This window comes from Rhodococcus sp. AH-ZY2 (assembly GCF_030916465.1).
Classification (GTDB): Bacteria; Actinomycetota; Actinomycetes; order Mycobacteriales; family Mycobacteriaceae; genus Rhodococcus; species Rhodococcus ruber.
Genome location: NZ_CP126458.1, coordinates 1,259,564 through 1,277,172, shown reverse-complemented (window position 1 = coordinate 1,277,172; position 17,609 = coordinate 1,259,564). Strand labels below are relative to the sequence as shown.

The following is a 17,609-nucleotide window of genomic DNA, read 5'->3' as shown; positions in this document are numbered from 1 at the left end:
GCCGACCTCGAACCCGCCCGAGTTCGCCGGACCACGCCCGCGACGCTGTCTCCCCCGTGTGTCAGCATGGTCGAACCCGATCTCGGAGGGAGCGTCGTGTCCACCGCCGACCTGCACCGCCTGACGCGTCTGCGCCAGGAGCACCCGGCGTGGGTGCTGCTGCGGTCGGACAATGCGGCCGCGGTGCTGGCGCTGCTGGGCCGGCACTTCGACCGCGGCACGCGACGGTTGCCGGCCCCGGAGCTGTTCGCCCGCCTCGATGCGGACCTGCAGGAACTGCGCGACGAGGGCTTCGAGCTGCCGCGCACCGGTCAGGCCTACTGTGCGGACTGGGTGCGCGCGGGCTTCCTGCTGCGCCGCGCAAGCGCCGACGCCCGGGAGGAGACCCTCGAGCCGACCGAGGCGACGTTCGCCGCGCTCACGTTCGTCGCGGGCCTGACGACCGCTACCAGCTCGGTCACCGAGTCGCGGCTGACCACCCTGTCGAGCCAGCTCCAGGCGCTGGCACGGGACTCGGATCCACGCAGCGAGAGCCGCCTGGCGGCGTTGCGGGCCGAGCGCGACGAGCTGGACCGGCAGATCGCCGCCGTCGAATCCGGGGACTTTCCCGTGCTGGACGGGAACCGGGCGGTGGAACGGTCCGCGGAGATCCTGGCGCTGGCCGGGGAGATCCCGGGCGATTTCGCGCGGGTGCGCGCCGAGCTGGAGGCGCTCAACCGGGAGCTGCGGGCCCGGATCCTCGACGAGGAGGGCGACCGCGGCGACACTCTCGGCGAGGTGTTCCGCGGGGTCGATCTGATCGGCAGTTCCGACGCCGGCCGCAGCTTCGCCGGCTTCTACGACATGATCATCGACCCGGAGCGGTCGTCGCAGCTCGACGACTGGATCGAGGCGGTGCTGCAACGCCCGTTCGCGCAGCAGCTCACCACCGAGCAACGCGGCCGGTTCCGCACCCTGCTCACCGAGATGGAGGACGCGGGCGGCGAGGTGCACGCGACGATGACGTCGTTGTCGCGTTCGCTGCGCCACTTCGTGCAGTCCCGCCACTACGAGGAGCACCGGCGTCTGCAGCGGCTGTTGCGCTCGGCCCAACAGCAGGCCCTGCAGGTGGCGCAGCGCCGCAAACCGTACGACCTGCTGGACCTCGAGCTGGTGCGGGTCGGCATGGGCATCGATTCGGTGGCGGCGCTGCAGCTGCACAACCCGGCCGACGACCTGGTGGCCGAGCCGGTGGTGACCCAGCCGGTCGGCGAGGTGGATCTCGCGGAGCTGCGCCGCATCGTCCGTGAATCGGAGATCGACATGGACGAGCTGGCCGGCAACGTCGCCGCCACGCTGCGTTCCCGCGGCAGCGCCACGATCGGCGACGTGTTGCGCGATCATCCCGCCACCCAGGGCTTGGCCAGCGCGGTGGGTCTGCTGGTGCTCGCCGCGGAGCACGGTCACCGCGTCGACGGCACCGAGGAGATCGCGTGGACGTCCCCGTCGGGCGCGACCCGCGTCGCGACGGTGCGCCGGCACCTGTTCGACCCGACCGACACCGAGTTCACCGCCCGCATCACCGAGGACGCGTCATGACCGAATCGACCACCCGCACGGGGCTGTATCCGGGCGACACCGGCGAACTCGACCTCGACACCCGCCGCGCGCTGGTGCAGCTGCTCAAGGGCCCGCTCGTCACCGCCGACAAGCACCCGGAGGTGTGGCGGACGGTGATCCGCGACGAGCGGGTGCTGCGGTCCCGGCTCGCGGACGTGTTCCTCGATCTCGTCGTCGACGAGGACGATCAGCTCGCGTTCACCCGCCCCGCCGACACGGGGGATCACAAGGCCCCGACGGTGCTGCGCACCGAGCGCCTGACGTTCATGGACACCGTGATGCTGCTGGCGTTGCGGCACCGGCTGCTGCGCGCCCAGCCGGGCGAGCGGGTGATCGTCGACTTCGACGAGGTGGCCGGGCAGCTGGAGATGTACCGCGCGGCGACGAGCACCGATCCGGCCGGCTTCCGTAAACGGGTCAACGCGTCGTGGGAGAAGTTGAAGAAGTACACGCTGCTGGCATCGACGTCCACGGAGGGCCGGATGGAGGTCTCGCCGGTGTTGCGGCAGTTGTTCGACGCCGATCAGGTCGCCGCCGTCGAGGCCGAGTTCCGGCGCATCGTCGAGGAGGACGCGCCGTGAGCGCCGCACCCGTCCACCCCGGCCAGTTCCGGCTCGCGCGGGTGCAGGTGGTCAACTGGGGCACTTTGCACGGGCATCACGACATTCCCGTGGCCCGCAAGGGTTTTCTCATCACCGGGGCGTCCGGCTCGGGCAAGTCGACGCTCATCGACGCGATCTCGACGGTGCTCATGCCGGGCGGCAGCGTGCGGTTCAACGCGGCCGCGCAGGAGTCGGCGGCCGGGTCGGGCCGCAACTTCGTCAGCTACATCCGTGGGGCGTGGCGGCGCGAGGCCGACGCCGACACCGACGCGCTCACCGCCTCGTATCTGCGCACCGGCGCCACGTGGAGTGCGGTGGCACTGACGTACGACGCCGCCGACGGCACGGCCCCGGTGACCCTGGTCAAGCTCATGCACCTGCGTCGGGGCGCCAACGCCAACAACGAGATCTCGCACCTGCACCTGATCCTCGACACCGACCTGGAGCTGACCGACCTCGAACCGTTCGTCGCGCGGGGCATCGACACCCGGGGCATCCGCAAGCGCTGGCCCGATGCGGTTGTGAACCCCAGCTACGCGCCGTTCGCCCGCGCGTTCCGGTCCAAGCTCGGCATCTCGTCGGAGGCCGCGCAGCGGCTGCTGCACCGCACGCTGTCCGCGAAGAGCCTGAACAGCCTCGACCAGCTGCTGCGCGACTACATGCTCGACGAGCCGGCCACGTTCGCGATGGCCGAGCGGGCCACCACCCAGTTCCGCGAGCTGCGCGAGGCGCATCGCGTCGTCGTCGACGCTCGTCGTCAGGTCGAGACGCTCGAGCCGCTCGTCGCGCTGGCCGACGCCCGTCGCACCGGGCTGCAGGCCCAGCGCGACCTGCAGGACGAGACCGATCACCTCGACGCGGTGCACGCCCGGATGACGGTGGACCTGCTCAGCGACAGGCTCGACGAGACGCGGGCGCAGACCGGTCTGCTGCAGGCCGCCGCGGACAAGACCGCCGACGAGGCCGACCGCGCCGGCGAACGCACCCTCGATCTGCGGGTGCGCGCCGAGAGCGCCGGCGACGGCCGGCTCGCAACCCTCCGCGTGCACAAGGAGACCGCCGAGACCGCACTCGAACGAATCACCCAGCAGCGCAGACGGTTCGACGTCGCCCTCGCCCACTGGGAGGCGGAGACACCGGGCACCGCGGACGACTTCGCGCATCTGCAGGCCCAGCTGGAGCGGGAACTGCGCGAGCTCGACGCCACCGCCGACACGCGCAAGGCGGAACTGTACGAGGTGGCCGGTGCGCTCGCCGAACGCCGGAAGACGATCCGCGAGCTGATCGCCGACCGGGAGGTCCTGGCCCGGCGCCGCTCCAACCTCGATCCCGACCTGCTGCGCGCCCGGGAACTGGTGTGCTCGGCGGCCGGCCTCGGCGAGGACGCCCTGCACTTCGCGGGCGAGCTGATCGCGGTGCGCGCCGAGCACGCCGAGTGGACGGGTCCGATCGAGCGGGTCCTGGGCGGATTCGGGCGCACCCTGCTGGTGCCCGACGAGCTGTATCCGCGGGTGGCCGCCGCCGTCGACGCACACCACCTCGGCGCCCGCCTCGTGTACCGGCGGGTCCGCACCGGCGTCGGCGCGCCGGACGCACCCACCACCGCCGACGGCTCGCTCGTCCGCAAGCTCGAGGTGCGCCCCGGCCCGCTCGCCGCGTGGCTGCACCACCACCTGGCGGACCGCTTCGACTACGCGTGCGTCGACACCGCCGACGACCTGCGCCGCGTCCCGCGGGGCGTGACCCGGGCCGGGCAGGTCAAGCACGGCGGCGACCGGCACGAGAAGGACGACCGGCGGCGCATCGACGACCGCAGCCGCTGGGTCCTCGGCTTCGACAACGAGGCCAAGCTCGCCGACCTGCGCCGGCGCATCGGCGACGCCGAGACCGACGTCGACGCGCTGCAACGGCGGCAGGAGGCGCTCGAGCGCGCCGAGTCCGGGATCCAGCAGCGCCGGCAGGCCGCCGCGGTGATCCGCGAGTCCGCGTGGGCCGACGTCGACGTCGCGGCGGCGGGCAGCGCGGTGGACGCGATCGAGGAGCGGCTGCGCGAGTGGATGCAGGGCAACACCGAATACGCCACGCTCACCGCGGATCTGGCTCGCGCCGAGAGCGAGGAACGCGCCGCCCGGCAGGCGCACACCGCGGCGCTGGCCAAGCTCGAACAGCACCGGGACGAGCTGACCCGGGTGCAGGCGCGGCTCGACGACGCGCAGGCGCATGCCGGCACGGCGGTGCCCGACCCGATCGCCGTGCGCATCCGGGCCCGGTTCGCGGTGGCGGTCCGCCGCGTCACTGTCGACAACATCGACCGGGCCCTGAGCACGGTGGGTCGGACGATCAACGAGGAGATGCGGTCCGCGCAGCGCGACACCGCGGACGCCGAGCGCCGCATCACCGCCATCCTCACCGGCTACCTCGCCGAGTGGGAGGCGCGGCGCGCCGAGATGCGCTCCGAGGCCGAGTACGTCGACGACGCCCTCGCGGTACTCGCCCGGCTGCGCAGCGACGGCCTGCCCGCCTACGAGGACGAGTTCTTCCGGCTGCTGCGCGAGCAGTCGCACCGCAACATCGGGGAGCTGGCGCGCGCGATCCGTAAGGCGCCGGGCGAGATCCGCTCGCGCATCGAGCCGGTGAACGAATCGCTGCGCCGCTCGCCGTTCGACACCGACCGGATCCTGCGCATCGACGTCAAGGACCGGCGCTCCCCCGCCGCGTCGGAGTTCCTGGCGGAGCTGCTGCAGATCACGAGCGGCGCGTGGAAGGAGGAGGACCGGGCCGCGGCGGAGCGGCGGTTCGAACAGATGGCGGCGGTGCTCGAACGGCTCGACTCCGGCGAGCCCGCCGACCTGCGGTGGAAGCGCCTCGTGCTCGACACCCGCCTGCACGTCGGCTTCATCGGGGTGGAGGTCGACCCGGAGGGCAACGACGCCAACTATCACGACTCGAGCTCCGGCCTGTCGGGTGGGCAGGCGCAGAAGCTGGTGTTCTTCTGCCTCGCGGCCGCGCTGCGCTATCAGCTGGCCGCCGCCGGCGAGGAGTTGCCGCGCTACGGCACGGTGATCCTCGACGAGGCGTTCGACCGCGCCGACCCCGCGTACTCGCGGCGGGCGCTGGACGTGTTCACCCAGTTCGGGTTCCACATGGTGCTCGCCACTCCGCTCAAGCTGCTGCAGACTCTCGACGACTACATCGACGGCGTGGCGGCGGTGAGCATCCGCGACAAGCGCTACTCGCAGATCGCCCTGTTGCCGATCCGCGGGGACGGCACGTGAGCGCACTGTGCGTGCCGCCGTCCGAGGTCGCCGGTAAGGCCCAGGCCACCTACCGCAGCCGCCGCGCCCGATGGATCACTGATCCCGCTGCGGCCGAGTCGGATTCGCTGTCGATTGTGCTGCATTCGCCGTCCGAGCGGCGGGTCGCGCAGGATCCCGATGCCGTCGTGGCGTGGGTGCGGGCCTGGCACGGCTACCGGGGCGCCGGCCGGGTCGAGTGGGAGACGCGGCGCTGGCCGAGCTTCGGCACGCAGGAAGTGCCGGTGCGCCTGATGCTTTCGGGCGCGACCGAGATCGCCGCCGCGGCCGCACGCGCACCCGAGTGGCGCACCCTCACCGAACGGCGGGCGCGACTGCTCGACGGACTCGGCCCCGGCACCGCGACGCTCGCGACCGCGATCGCCGCCACGCATGCCCGCTGGCTCGAGCTGGACGAGCCGGACTTCTCCCGGCTCGTCGCGGCTGTGCGCTGGCTGGCCGAGCATCCGTCGTCGGGGCTGTTCATCCGTCAGCTGCCGGTGCCCGGCGTCGACACCAAATGGGTGTCGCGGCACCGCGGTCTGGTCGAGACGCTGCTCGAGGGAGTGCGCGGCGACCGCGACCTGGGAGTGCGGTCGCTGCCGCGGATGTGCGAGGTGGCCGTGTGCGACCGGACGCTGCTGCCCGCGGCGCCGCGGGTTTTCGCGACGTCGCTCGACGAGCTGGCGGCACTGCCGGTGACACCGGCCCGCACCCTGATCCTCGAGAACAAGGAGGGCCTGCACGCGCTGCCGGACCTGCCGGCGACGGTGGCCGTGCACGGCGGGGGCTACGCGGTGCACGAACTGGCGGACGTGCCGTGGCTCGCCGCCTCCGACGTCGTGTACTGGGGCGACCTGGACACGCACGGCTTCGCGATCCTCGACCGGCTCCGCGGCCACCTCCCGCACGTGCGCAGCCTGCTCATGGATGGCGGCACTGTCGAGCGGTGGCGTGACCTCGCCGTGCCCGAGGCGTCCCCCGCTCCGCACGTGCCCGCGCACCTGACCGGGCCGGAACGCAACGCCCTCGACGCGGTGCGCACCGAAGGGCTTCGGCTCGAGCAGGAGCGGATCCCGTGGCCGTACGTCGTCGCGCATCTCGCGGCACTGTAGCCGCGGACGTCGAGCCTGTCGCACGCCGGTGTTAGAGTCCCCGCGTCGATTCGTAGGGGGGACGAATGGTGGGGGAACTGCGCGCCGATGTGGCGCGTCTCGAGGAGTTGAGCGGACGACTGCACGGCCTGGCCGCGGAGGCGTCGCGGCTGCGCGTGGGTCCCGCGGCGGGACCGTATGCGCCGGCCCTGGACGCGCTCATGCCGTCGGTACTGGAGGCGGCTCGCCTCTCGCAGGAAATCGTCGACAGTGCCCTGATTCCCGCGCTCGCGGAGCGTCTCGGCGAGACCGGTGACGTCATGCGCGCCACCGCGCGCGAGTACCGCGACCAGGACGACACGTCGGCGACGCGACTGGTCTCGGCCTATCTCTCGGCCACCGGCGACTGGCGCGTCGACGAGGATCCGGCATGACCCTGACCAAGGGGCAGGTTCGGGAATGGAATCCGAGACAACTCGACGACATCGGTCGCGCGTGGCGCGACGCCGGGGGCCGGATCGAGGAGCTGTTCGATCGATACGTCGCCGCCGTCACCGACGTCGGCGGCACGTACTGGGAGGGACGTACCGCGGAGGCCGCGCAGGAACGCGCCGCGGCCGACAGACGGACCGTCGTCGCCCTGGTCGATCGGCTCGACACGCTCGCTCGTCGGCTCGAACAGGGATTTCACGAGGTCGACGCGCCACTCCAGCGCGCCCGGGCGACGATCCTCGACGCCGAGGCCCAAGGGTTCGTCGTCGGCGAGGACCTGACGGTGCGCGATCCGGCGCCGGACCCGGACCGGGAAGCGGCCCGAGCCGGCCTGCAGGCGTACCTGGCCGAGGCGGTGTCGACCGTCGAGAACGCCGACCGGGCGCTGCAGCAGGAACTGAGCGCCGCGCGGGCCCTGCTGCGAGCCGACTTCACCTCGGTGGCTGCGCTCGGCACGGACCAGGGGCACGCGGACGGCGCGCGGCTGGTCGACGGATCGGTGACGCCGGAGGCGCTGCGGCGCCTACTCGAAGCCGGTGCGCTGACACCGGAACAGGTCGACGCCCTGCGCGCGGGCGCAGCGGCGACCATCCCGTCGTCGCACATGGAGTACCTGGTGGCCCTCAGCCGGTCCCTGGACGGCAGGACGCCCCGGGAGATCGCCGACCTCATGGCCGGACTGCCGGCCGGGGCTCGCAGCGCGCTGGCCAACGCGCTGCAGATCGTCTCCACCGAGAACGTCGCCGTCGCCGTCGCCGACGGTGACATCGCCCCGCGTGGCGGGGCGGACCTGCTACCGGACGGGATCCGGGCGGCACTCGACCGCGACGATCTGGTTGTTCACGGCTTCCGGACGATCGGCGGCACGACCTACACGAGCACCGAACTGAACGGCGTCGCCGACAACCAGGCCCTCGCCGGGACCGTGGCCGAGGGCGATGCGGTGTACCGGTCCGGCAGCACGCTCGACCGGGATCTCCTGGATGTCGGTCGCCGATATCTCGACGCCCAGGTCGCGTTCGCGCAGGACCCCAACCGCAGTTTCGAGTTCTTCACCGTCGACGGACGCGGCACGGGCGACGGTGCGTTGACGGCCGGAATCCTCACCGCGGTGGCGGACGACCGCATCGCGGTCGAACAGGCCGTCACCGACCCTGAGCACGGCACCGATTTCGTGCGGAACGTACTGGTGCACGACTGGTCGGACGACGGTGCGGCGGTGTCGTCGCTGTTCCGCGCCGACGTGAAGGACGGAGTGGTCGACGATCCTCACAACGCCGCCGACGTCGCCGCAGCGACCCGTCACGGCGCGATCATGGCCGCCGTCGCGGGCGCGATGAGTTCCGGAGAGGCGTGGAAGACGTTGTCCGCCATCCCGGAAACCGACGGGCAGTCGGTGGGTCAGCTGAATCCTGATCTGCTGCGGACGGTTTCGCACGGCCTGAGCCCCTACATTCCCGACCTGGCGGGATCCCCACAGGCGGATCGGCCCGGATTCGACGTCGGCGACTGGGCGGATCCGAAGGACAACAGCAGCTATCGCGGCTCGGCGAACGTCTTCGCCGCGATGAACACCGATCCCGAGGCCGGCACGCATTTCACCGGCAGTGCATTCGCGTCCGTTGTGGCGGCCGAGACCCGGTACGCGCAGGACCCGTACACCTCGGGCACGACGGCGGAGCTCTCGACGGCCGGTCGCATCCTGGGGCTGACCGACCGGGGGCTGATGCTGTCGACCCAGGACGATTTCCACGACGAGACCGAGCGGCAGCAGGCGATCTACGACCGCAAGTCCGCCGCCTACGACGCAGTCCTTGCCCTCGGCGCGTTCGGCCTGGAGAAGTTCCCCGGCGGTGAGTACATCGCGACGCTCTACGAAGCAGGCGGTGATCCGTTGAAGGAGTTGCACATCGGCCCGGAGCCCGGCACGGAGGAATCAGCCGAGCTCACGGGCCCGAACCTGGTGCGGCAGTACTACAACGTGCTTGCGGCCGCGCCGGAGGTGCCGGTACCGATCCGTGCCCACCATCGGAACCTGTTCGACGAGGCGGGTCGGCTCGAGCCGTACGACGAAATCGTCGGTTCGGAATCGGACAAGGAGGTGCGACATGCCATGTTGCGTGAGGCGTTCAACGAGTACGGAAACCCGACCGACGGGCACGAGACGGCCATGCAGGAGGCCTACGACACGGTGGTGCGCACGAATGGCTGAGACACGGCTGTCGGCCCTGGGATGCGTCGCATTGCTCGCCTTCACCGCCGGGTGCGGGGACCGCGCGCCGGAGGATCCACGTCCGGTTCCCGTTCCTGAGCCGCCGGTCGCGTACACGCACGTGTGGTCCGCGGACCCCGACATCGACCTGTCCAGCCGCGGCGCCGAGCTGGTCCGCGCCGCAGTCGAAGCCGGACTTCGCACGTTCAACTACGGTACGAAGTTCACATTCCCCGGATACCTCGACGCCATCGGGGCACCGTACGATTTCGACCACGCCGAGGTCTGGGATCATCTGGTACGCCCCGGTCCCGTCGATCCACCACAGTGGCGAGCCACGTACTTCATGCATCTCACGGCACTGTCGGCGACGGCCACGGAAGTCACTGGAGCCGTGTGCGAGTACGGCGTCGGCACAGAACCGGGAGAAGAGTACTCGGTCTATCCCCTGAGAATGGTCCGGGCGGTGACCTTGCGCAACACTGCCGAGACACCCGGCGCGGCCAGTATCCCCGACACCGACCCGGAAGGACACGATCCCCGCGCCGCCATCGCCCCCGACTGGAACGTCTTCGGCACCTGGAAGATCGTCCAGCTCCGCACCGGGGGACCGAACTGGGTCATACCGGACACGTGTACGGCGTGGTGGCACGAACGCTTCCCCACCTTCGAACTCCACGACGGTCTGCTCTCGCCACCCCCAGGCTTCCAACCACCCACCATGCCCGTCGCCCAGCAATACCCCGAATGGATCGGACCGGCGAATGCCGGTTGAACCCATAACGCGGCACCGCCGCACCGCCAGCGAACAGCGAAGGGCCCCGATGAACGCACCGCGCCGGCGGCGCGTCATTGCCGTCGTCACCACTGCCCTACTCGCAGTCACCGGCTGCGGCACCGACAGCCCAACCGATCCACGTCCGGTTCCCGTTCCCGAGCCGCCGGTCGCGTACACGCACGTGTGGTCCGTGGACCCCGACATCGACCTTTTCGGTCGCGGCGCCGAACTGGTCCGCGCCGCAGTCGAATCCGGACTTCGCACGTTCAACTACGGTACGAAGTTCACATTCCCCGGATACTTCGACGCCATCGGCGCACCGTACGATTTCGACCACGCCGAGGTGTGGGCTCATCTGGTACGTCCCAGTCGCCACGATCCACCACCGTGGCGAGCCACGTACTTTCACCATCTCACGATGTTGTCTGCCGGCAACTCGGAGATCACGGCAGCAGTATGCGAATACCGAGTCAAAACCGAACCCGGGCTCAACCTCTCCTTCGATCCCATGAAGTGGGTGTGGGCCGTGACCCTGCGCAACACTGTCGAAACCGCCGGCGCGGCCGGTATCCCCGACACCGACCCGGAAGGACACGATCCCCGCGCCGCCATCGCCCCCGACTGGAACGTCTTCGGCACCTGGAAGATCGTCCAGCTCCGCACCGGGGGACCGAACTGGGTCATACCGGACACGTGTACGGCGTGGTGGCACGAACGCTTCCCCACCTTCGAACTCCGCGACGGCCTGCTCTCGCCACCCCGAGGCTTCGAACCACCCACCATGCCCGTCGCCCAGCAATACCCCGAATGGATCGGACCGGCGAGTGCCGGCTGAGTCGCCACGAACGCCGCAGTCCCGAAACTGGACCCCGCACAGGCCACCGATTCCGGAGACGCCTCACCACCTGCGCCTTCACGATGTGCCTGAAGTTGCAATAGTGAACTAGAATCGAACTTCTCGTTCCCGGGTTCTCGCCCGGGAAATTCCCTTCACAGGAAAGGAGCACTCCGACGCACACGCCAGCCCCCCACACTGTTCATCTCGTCTCCCTGCCCCACAGCGTCGGAGATACTCCTCCGCTCGCCTCGGAGCGGCCCGGCTGCACGGCCACCCGCACATCGTGTGGTTCCGGGACCGCTACGCGATCCCCATCTCGACGACCACGCCGCGCCAGGCGATGCTCGAGGATCTGCAGTTCGTGCGCCGGGTCCTCGACGACGCCGGCATCGACTATCTGCTGGTCCGCGGCGACGGCACCCGCCCGGTCCTGGCGGTGGACTGGGCCGACCGCAAGGAGCTGCGTGCCGCGCTGGTCGGCGCCTGCACCGACGAGCCGTTCTACTCCAAGACCGTGGGTGCGAAACGGCACCGTCCCGTGCTCGTCGCGGACGGCCGGCTTTCCCGCAGTTCCAAGGCCCGAATCTTCCGCCTGTTCCGGCCGCGGGTGGAACTCACCAGCGGCCTGCGGTACGGGGCGTCGAACGGGGTGCAGATCGAGTTGTGGTCGCACACCGACGACGAGATCCTCCTGCCGAGGGAGAACGCGCTGACCCGGCGCAGCGTGCTGCGCGACGAGGTCACGCGCGGCACCGTGGAACGCTACGGACAGACGTGGCCGACCATCGAGGGGATGTTCGCGGCGCACCCGTCGGACGTCCCGTTCGAGATCGACCTGGTGTTCTCGTGGGTGGACGGCTCGTCGAAGGAGTGGCAGGCCGAGCGCGCCAAACGCCTGCAGAACTACGTGGTGGGCGAGGGCGACGACTCCCCCGCCCGCTTCCGGCAGATCGACGAGCTCAAGTACGCGCTGCGCTCCGTGCACATGTATGCGCCGTGGATCCGGCGGATCTTCGTCGCGACCGACTCCGACCGGCCGGACTGGCTGGCCGACGACGGGCAGGTCACGTTCGTGCGCAGCGAGGAGTTCTTCGCCGACCGGTCGGTGCCGCCCACCCACAATTCGCAGGCCGTCGAGTGCCAGCTGCACCACATCCCGGGTCTGTCCGAGCACTTCCTGTACTCGAACGACGACATGTTCTTCGGTCGCCCGGTGGATCCGCAGATGTTCTTCTCCGCCGGTGGGGTCACGAAGTTCATCGAGGCGGACACCCGCATCGGATTGGGCCGGAACCACAAGAAGCGCAGCGGTTTCGAGAACGCGGCCCGCGTCAATCGCCGGCTGCTCGAGGAGCGGTTCGGGGTGACGATCACCCGGCACCTCGAACACACGCCGGTGCCGCTGCGCAAGAGCATCATGGCGGAGATGGAGCGGGAGTTCGCGGACGAGTTCGCGGCCACGGCGGCGAGCACGTTCCGGGCCGCGGAGAACATCTCGGTGACGAACTCCTTCTACCACTACTACGCGCTGATGACCGGCCGGGCGGTGCAGCAGACCGCGGCGCGGGTGAAGTACGTCGACACGACGGTGAGGTCGGGGCTACGGGAGCTGGACACGCTGCTGGCGAAGCGGACGACCGACCTGTTCTGCCTCAACGACGGCAGCACACCGGAGGTCGACCTCGAGCTGCGCACCGCGAAGGTCACCCAATTCCTGGAGCGGTACTACCCGATCCCGGCGCCGTGGGAGACGGACTACCCGGGACGGTCGTGACCCGCACCGCGTAGCCCCTCGATCCGGCCGCCCCGCTTTCCGCGGGGCGGCCGGGTGGAACGCGAATCCGGTCACCGCCCGTTCGACAAGGTGGGAAATGTCCAGCTTCCGTCGAGGACTTCCGGGCGCGGGCGGTACAGGCGCACGAGATAGTTCCACCCCTCCGTGACGGGAAGGTAATTGGCACGGTCCGCATCGCCGCCGCCCCCGAAACGGACGGTGATCGAGCCGTCCGCATTCGGCACGCCCGTGATGTTGTTGACGCTGTAGGCATTCTGTGCGTTCGGTTCGAAGAAGCCCTGCGCGTTGTAGACCGAGACGGACCAGAACCCGTCGACGGGCACATCGCGGACGGTCAGCTCGTACTCGCCGACCGGCAGTCCCGGATCGACGCCGATGTAGGCGGCCTCCGTGGTCGGCAGGCCACCCCAGCCGGCGGCGGTGCCGATCAGGTGCCGGACCGGGTCGATCTCATCCCGGGCGCCGAACATCCGGTCGAAACCCGTCAGTCCTCGCGCCAGCGCCAGCAGCGCCTCCCGCGTCGCGTCGAAGCTCGGCCGGTCGTAGTCGGGCGCCGTGAACGGTGTCGACGACCCGGCGTCGAGACGGAACCGGTCCTGGAGCGAGGCCACGGCCTGCACGTCGTCCGGATCGGACGGATCGACGAGAATCCGCACCGCGACGGCGACGTACGGTGTCGGGAACTCGTCGGCGGTGAGCCTGTGCTCTCCCGGGTCGTGCAGGATCCGATCGACGTGGTGGTCCTGGTCGACCACCATCACGGACAGGTACCGTCGACCGCCGTCGGGGATGGTGAGGGTCGCGCCCTCCGAGGTGTCGACGATCGCGAGGCTGTAGAGGGTGTCGCGGTTCATCCGGATCACCGTCTGCTGCTCGACCGAGGCGGGCTCCCGGTTGTGCCGGAGCACATTGATGCCCCCGGCGTCCCGCTGAAGATCGAGAAACATCCGATCCGTCTCCGCGCGAACGAAATTGTCCACATTCACCGATGTCATGCGCGGCAGCCTAGACGACGCACGCTCCGCGCGCTGTCCGATTCGTCCGCCTCCGCGACGGACCGGAATTCCCCAGCGGGGACTGCCGGGCCGGCCGCCGGGCACATGCGGCCCGTCTCATTCCGGCTCCGCCATCCGCGCGCGGCGCGCGAGGGTGGCGGCGACCCCGGCTGCGGCCGCGCGCACCGACGTGGTGTGCCGCTCGGGATGGAACCGGGCCACGGGACCGGTGACACTGAGGGCCGCGATCGGCCGGTCGTCCGTGTCGAGCACCGGCGCAGCGACGCAGGTGATGCCCATCGCGGATTCCTCGCGTTCGTACGAGACCCCCTCGTCGAGGATGCGTTCGAGCTGTGCGCGCAGCAGTCCGGGCCCGGACAGCGTCTTCGGGGTGCGCCGTTCGAGTGGCTCGGCGAGCACCCTGTCGATGATCTCCGGATCGGAGTGCGCGAGGAGCGCCTTTCCGATGGCCGTGCAGTGCAGCGGCATTCGGCCGCCGAGACGGGACGGGGAGCGGGCCTGCCGGTGTCCGCCGATCTTGGCGATGTAGACGACCTCGGTGCCCTCGAGGATGCCCAGGTGCACCGTCTCGTGCGTCCGCTCGTACAGGTCCTCCAGGAACGGGGTGGCGACCTCGATCAGGCTGCGCTCGGTGGACGCCCGCATGCCGAGTTCGAACAGTTGCCCGCTCAGCCGGTAGCCGGCCCGGGTGCGGTCGAGGAGGCGCACCTTGACGAGGTCGGAGAGCAGCCGATGCAGGGTGCCCTTGGGGATGCCGGTGCGCCGGCCGAGTTCCGCGAGGCTGAGCCCGTGGTCGTCGACGGTGAACGCATACAGCACGGTGACGACCTTGCCGAGCACGGTGTTCGGGTCGATCTGCGCGTCGCCGGGAGTGGGCACCGCATTCCCCCTTTCGTCCGGTGACCTGCAGATTCGGGTCACCCACCACTGTACGTTCCACTGAGTCGAACATCTTCCTGGCCGGATGCCGGCTCGCCCGGTGACAGTGGGCAGGTCCATTCCCTTCGACTTTCCGGGACCGCCATGACCCCCTCCCCAGGAACCGACCGAATGCCGGCTCCGCCTTCCGCCGCGACGGACGATCCGGCTGTCGATGCGGCGTTCGTCCGACTCGACCACGCGGTACAGACCCGCACGCCCTGCCCGCCGGTGCGTGACCTCATCGGCAGCACCGACATCGAGCGTGCCTACGCGGTCCAGACGAAGCTGAACGCCGCACGCGCGGATGCCGGGGCGCGGGTGGTCGGTCGCAAGATCGGGCTCACGTCACCGGCGGTCCAGCGGCAACTCGGCGTGGACCGGCCCGACTTCGGCGTCCTGTTCGACGACATGCAGTACACCGAGGACGAACCGGTGCCCTTCCAGCGCCTGCTGCAACCGAAGGTCGAGGCGGAGATCGCCTTCGTGCTCGGGCAGGACCTCACCGACGGCCCACTCGACGACCGGCGTATCCGCGACAGCGTCGACTACGCCGTCGCCGCCCTCGAGATCGTCGACAGCCGGATCGCAGGGTGGGACATCACCTTCGGGGACACGGTCGCCGACAACGCCTCGTCCGGGCTGTTCGTCCTCGGCACCCGGCGCCGCCGGCTCGACGAGTTCGAACCGGTCGACACCGAGATGCAGATGCGTGTCGACGGCGCGGCGGTGTCCACCGGGAACGGCGCGGCCTGCCTGGGCGACCCGCTGCGGGCCCTGGCGTGGCTCGCCGACACCGCCCGCCGGTTCGGCGAACCGCTCCGCGCCGGGCAGATCGTCCTGTCCGGGGCCCTCGGGCCGATGGCGCCCGTCCACCCCGGCTCCACCGTCACCGCGGACATCACCGGACTCGGTTCGGTGACCGCGACCTTCACCCAGGAGGACAACGCATGAGCACCCCTAGAACACAGGTGGCCGTCATCGGCTCCGGCAACATCGGCACCGACCTGATGATCAAGGTGATCCGGAACTCGACCAACCTCGAGATGGGCGCCATGGTCGGCATCGACCCCGACTCGGACGGCCTGGCCCGCGCCCGCCGGCTGGGTGTCCCCACCACCGCCGACGGCGTGGCGGGCCTGATCGGCCTGCCGAACTTCGACGAGATCGGCGTCGTGTTCGACGCGACGTCGGCGCAGGCGCACCGGGCCAACGCCCGGGCGCTCGAACCCTACGGCAAGCGGCTGATCGACCTCACCCCCGCAGCGATCGGCCCCTTCGTCGTTCCGGCCGTCAACCTCGACGCCCACCGGAACGCCCCGAACGTCAACATGGTCACCTGCGGTGGGCAGGCAACCATTCCCGTCGTGGCGGCGGTCTCGCGCGTCACGCCCGTCGCCTACGCCGAGATCGTCGCGTCCATCGCGTCGAAGTCCGCCGGACCCGGCACCCGCGCGAACATCGACGAGTTCACCGAGACGACGGCGCACGCGATCGAGTCGGTCGGCGGGGCGGCCCGGGGCAAGGCGGTGATCGTTCTGAACCCGGCCGAGCCGCCGCTGATCATGCGGGACACCGTGTTCTGCCTGATCTCCGAGCCGAGCGCGGTCGTGCACGACGCCGTCCGGGAGTCGATCGAGCGGATGGTCGCCGACGTCGCCGCCTACGTGCCGGGCTACCGGCTCAAGCAGCAGGTGCAGATCACCCCGGTCCCGCAGGGGCAACCGGTGCATACCCTGCTCGCCGACGGCGCCCCGGCCACCCCCACCCACCAGGTGTCGGTGTTCCTCGAGGTCGAGGGTGCCGCCCATTACCTGCCCGCGTACGCGGGCAATCTCGACATCATGACCTCGGCGGCCCTGCGGTTCGCGGAGGCCGCCGCCGAGACGGACACCGCACGCGCGGCAGAACTGGAGGCCACCCGATGACGACCGAACTGTTCATCCAGGACGTCACGCTGCGGGACGGGATGCACGCCGTTCGGCACCGCATCACCCCGGAGGACGTGGGCCGCATCGTGGCCGCGCTGGACGCGGCCGGTGTCGACGCCATCGAGGTCGCCCACGGCGACGGCCTGGCCGGCGGCAGCCTCAACTACGGACCGGGCAGCCACACCGACTGGGAGTGGATCGAGGCCGCGGCCGCGAACGTGTCCCGGGCGCGCCTGACCACCCTGCTGCTGCCCGGGATCGGCACGATCCGCGAGCTCGAGCACGCCTACCGGCTCGGGGTCCGCTCGGTGCGCGTGGCCACGCACTGCACCGAGGCGGACGTCTCGGCCCAGCACATCGCCACGGCCCGCCAGCTGGGCATGGACGTCTCCGGGTTCCTCATGATGAGCCACATGGCACCGCCCGCGGAGCTGGCGCGGCAGGCGAAGTTGATGGAGTCGTACGGCGCGCACTGCGTCTACGTCACCGACTCCGGCGGTCGGCTGACCATGGACGGGGTACGCGAACGGGTCCGCGCCTACCGGGACGTGCTCGATCCGGGCACCGAGCTCGGGATCCACGCCCACGAGAATCTGTCGTTGTCGGTGGCGAACTCCGTGGTCGCCGTCGAGGAAGGGGTCACCCGCGTCGACGCCTCCCTGGCCGGGCACGGCGCCGGCGCCGGCAACTGCCCGCTCGAGGCGTTCGTCGCCGTCGCCGACCTGCAGGGCTGGACGCACGGCAGCGACCTGTTCGCGCTGCAGGACGCGGCCGACGACCTGGTCCGGCCGCTTCAGGACCGGCCGGTGCGGGTGGACCGGGAGACCCTCACGCTCGGCTACGCCGGCGTGTACTCCTCGTTCCTCCGGCACGCGGAGGCCGCGTCCGAGCGCTACGGCATCGACGTGCGCACCCTCCTGCTCGAGGTCGGGCGGCGCGCGCTCGTCGGCGGGCAGGAGGACATGATCGTCGACATCGCCCTCGACCTGCTGGGGGAACGTGCCGGCAGCCCGGCGTGACCCGGGATCCGCACACGCGCCG

General features: G+C 70.6%; 14 protein-coding genes. 12 read left to right on the top strand and 2 right to left on the bottom strand.

Features of this window, described 5'->3' with window-relative positions:
- Window positions 1–66 precede the first annotated feature (66 nt).
- From QNA09_RS06945 to QNA09_RS06905, 9 genes are all read left to right on the top strand, one after another.
- Window positions 67–1,578, top strand: a complete 1,512-nt coding sequence (locus tag QNA09_RS06945; RefSeq protein WP_308072345.1) for a DUF3375 domain-containing protein — start codon at window positions 67–69, stop codon at window positions 1,576–1,578.
- Window positions 1,575–2,180: a DUF4194 domain-containing protein gene (locus QNA09_RS06940; protein WP_040275769.1), complete on the top strand. Its 606-nt coding sequence runs from the start codon at window positions 1,575–1,577 to the stop codon at window positions 2,178–2,180. The genes QNA09_RS06945 and QNA09_RS06940 overlap by 4 nt, the downstream gene beginning before the upstream one ends.
- Window positions 2,177–5,476: an ATP-binding protein gene (locus QNA09_RS06935; RefSeq protein ID WP_308072342.1), complete on the top strand. Its 3,300-nt coding sequence runs from the start codon at window positions 2,177–2,179 to the stop codon at window positions 5,474–5,476. Before QNA09_RS06940 ends, QNA09_RS06935 begins: the two co-directional genes overlap by 4 nt.
- On the top strand, window positions 5,473–6,609 hold the full coding sequence (locus QNA09_RS06930) for a DUF3322 domain-containing protein (RefSeq protein ID WP_308072340.1): 1,137 nt from the start codon (window positions 5,473–5,475) through the stop codon (window positions 6,607–6,609). The genes QNA09_RS06935 and QNA09_RS06930 overlap by 4 nt, the downstream gene beginning before the upstream one ends.
- A 65-nt stretch (window positions 6,610–6,674) precedes the next feature.
- Window positions 6,675–7,022, top strand: coding sequence for a hypothetical protein (locus QNA09_RS06925; protein ID WP_010592290.1), 348 nt, complete (start codon window positions 6,675–6,677; stop codon window positions 7,020–7,022).
- The gene (locus tag QNA09_RS06920; RefSeq protein WP_210062695.1) at window positions 7,019–9,292 is read left to right on the top strand and encodes a hypothetical protein; all 2,274 of its coding nucleotides are present in this window, start codon (window positions 7,019–7,021) and stop codon (window positions 9,290–9,292) included. The genes QNA09_RS06925 and QNA09_RS06920 overlap by 4 nt, the downstream gene beginning before the upstream one ends.
- The gene (locus QNA09_RS06915) at window positions 9,285–10,067 is read left to right on the top strand and encodes a hypothetical protein (protein ID WP_040275759.1); all 783 of its coding nucleotides are present in this window, start codon (window positions 9,285–9,287) and stop codon (window positions 10,065–10,067) included. The genes QNA09_RS06920 and QNA09_RS06915 overlap by 8 nt, the downstream gene beginning before the upstream one ends.
- A complete protein-coding gene (locus QNA09_RS06910) occupies window positions 10,057–10,905 on the top strand; it encodes a hypothetical protein (RefSeq protein ID WP_308072337.1) in 849 nt (282 codons plus the stop codon). Before QNA09_RS06915 ends, QNA09_RS06910 begins: the two co-directional genes overlap by 11 nt.
- A 286-nt stretch (window positions 10,906–11,191) precedes the next feature.
- Window positions 11,192–12,682, top strand: a complete 1,491-nt coding sequence (locus QNA09_RS06905; RefSeq protein WP_308072336.1) for a stealth family protein — start codon at window positions 11,192–11,194, stop codon at window positions 12,680–12,682.
- 71 nt (window positions 12,683–12,753) lie between these two features.
- Here the strand turns inward: QNA09_RS06905 and QNA09_RS06900 are convergent, their stop codons facing one another.
- Together QNA09_RS06900 and QNA09_RS06895 are read right to left on the bottom strand one after the other, a co-directional pair.
- On the bottom strand, window positions 12,754–13,698 hold the full coding sequence (locus tag QNA09_RS06900; protein ID WP_308072335.1) for a DUF1214 domain-containing protein: 945 nt from the start codon (window positions 13,696–13,698) through the stop codon (window positions 12,754–12,756).
- A 117-nt stretch (window positions 13,699–13,815) separates the two neighbouring features.
- Window positions 13,816–14,598 (bottom strand): IclR family transcriptional regulator, encoded by a 783-nt coding sequence (locus QNA09_RS06895; RefSeq protein ID WP_308072333.1) that lies wholly within the window; start codon window positions 14,596–14,598, stop codon window positions 13,816–13,818.
- 171 nt (window positions 14,599–14,769) lie between these two features.
- Here QNA09_RS06895 and QNA09_RS06890 point away from each other — a divergent pair, with 171 nt between their 5' ends.
- The 3 genes from QNA09_RS06890 to dmpG are packed head-to-tail and all read left to right on the top strand — an operon-like array spanning window position 14,770 to window position 17,587.
- On the top strand, window positions 14,770–15,591 hold the full coding sequence (locus tag QNA09_RS06890) for a 2-keto-4-pentenoate hydratase (protein ID WP_040275753.1): 822 nt from the start codon (window positions 14,770–14,772) through the stop codon (window positions 15,589–15,591).
- The gene (locus QNA09_RS06885; RefSeq protein ID WP_040275751.1) at window positions 15,588–16,565 is read left to right on the top strand and encodes an acetaldehyde dehydrogenase (acetylating); all 978 of its coding nucleotides are present in this window, start codon (window positions 15,588–15,590) and stop codon (window positions 16,563–16,565) included. Before QNA09_RS06890 ends, QNA09_RS06885 begins: the two co-directional genes overlap by 4 nt.
- Complete coding sequence (gene dmpG / locus QNA09_RS06880) at window positions 16,562–17,587, top strand: 4-hydroxy-2-oxovalerate aldolase (RefSeq protein WP_248957516.1); 1,026 nt, start codon at window positions 16,562–16,564, stop codon at window positions 17,585–17,587. The genes QNA09_RS06885 and dmpG overlap by 4 nt, the downstream gene beginning before the upstream one ends.
- The last annotated feature ends 22 nt before the right edge of the window (window positions 17,588–17,609 follow it).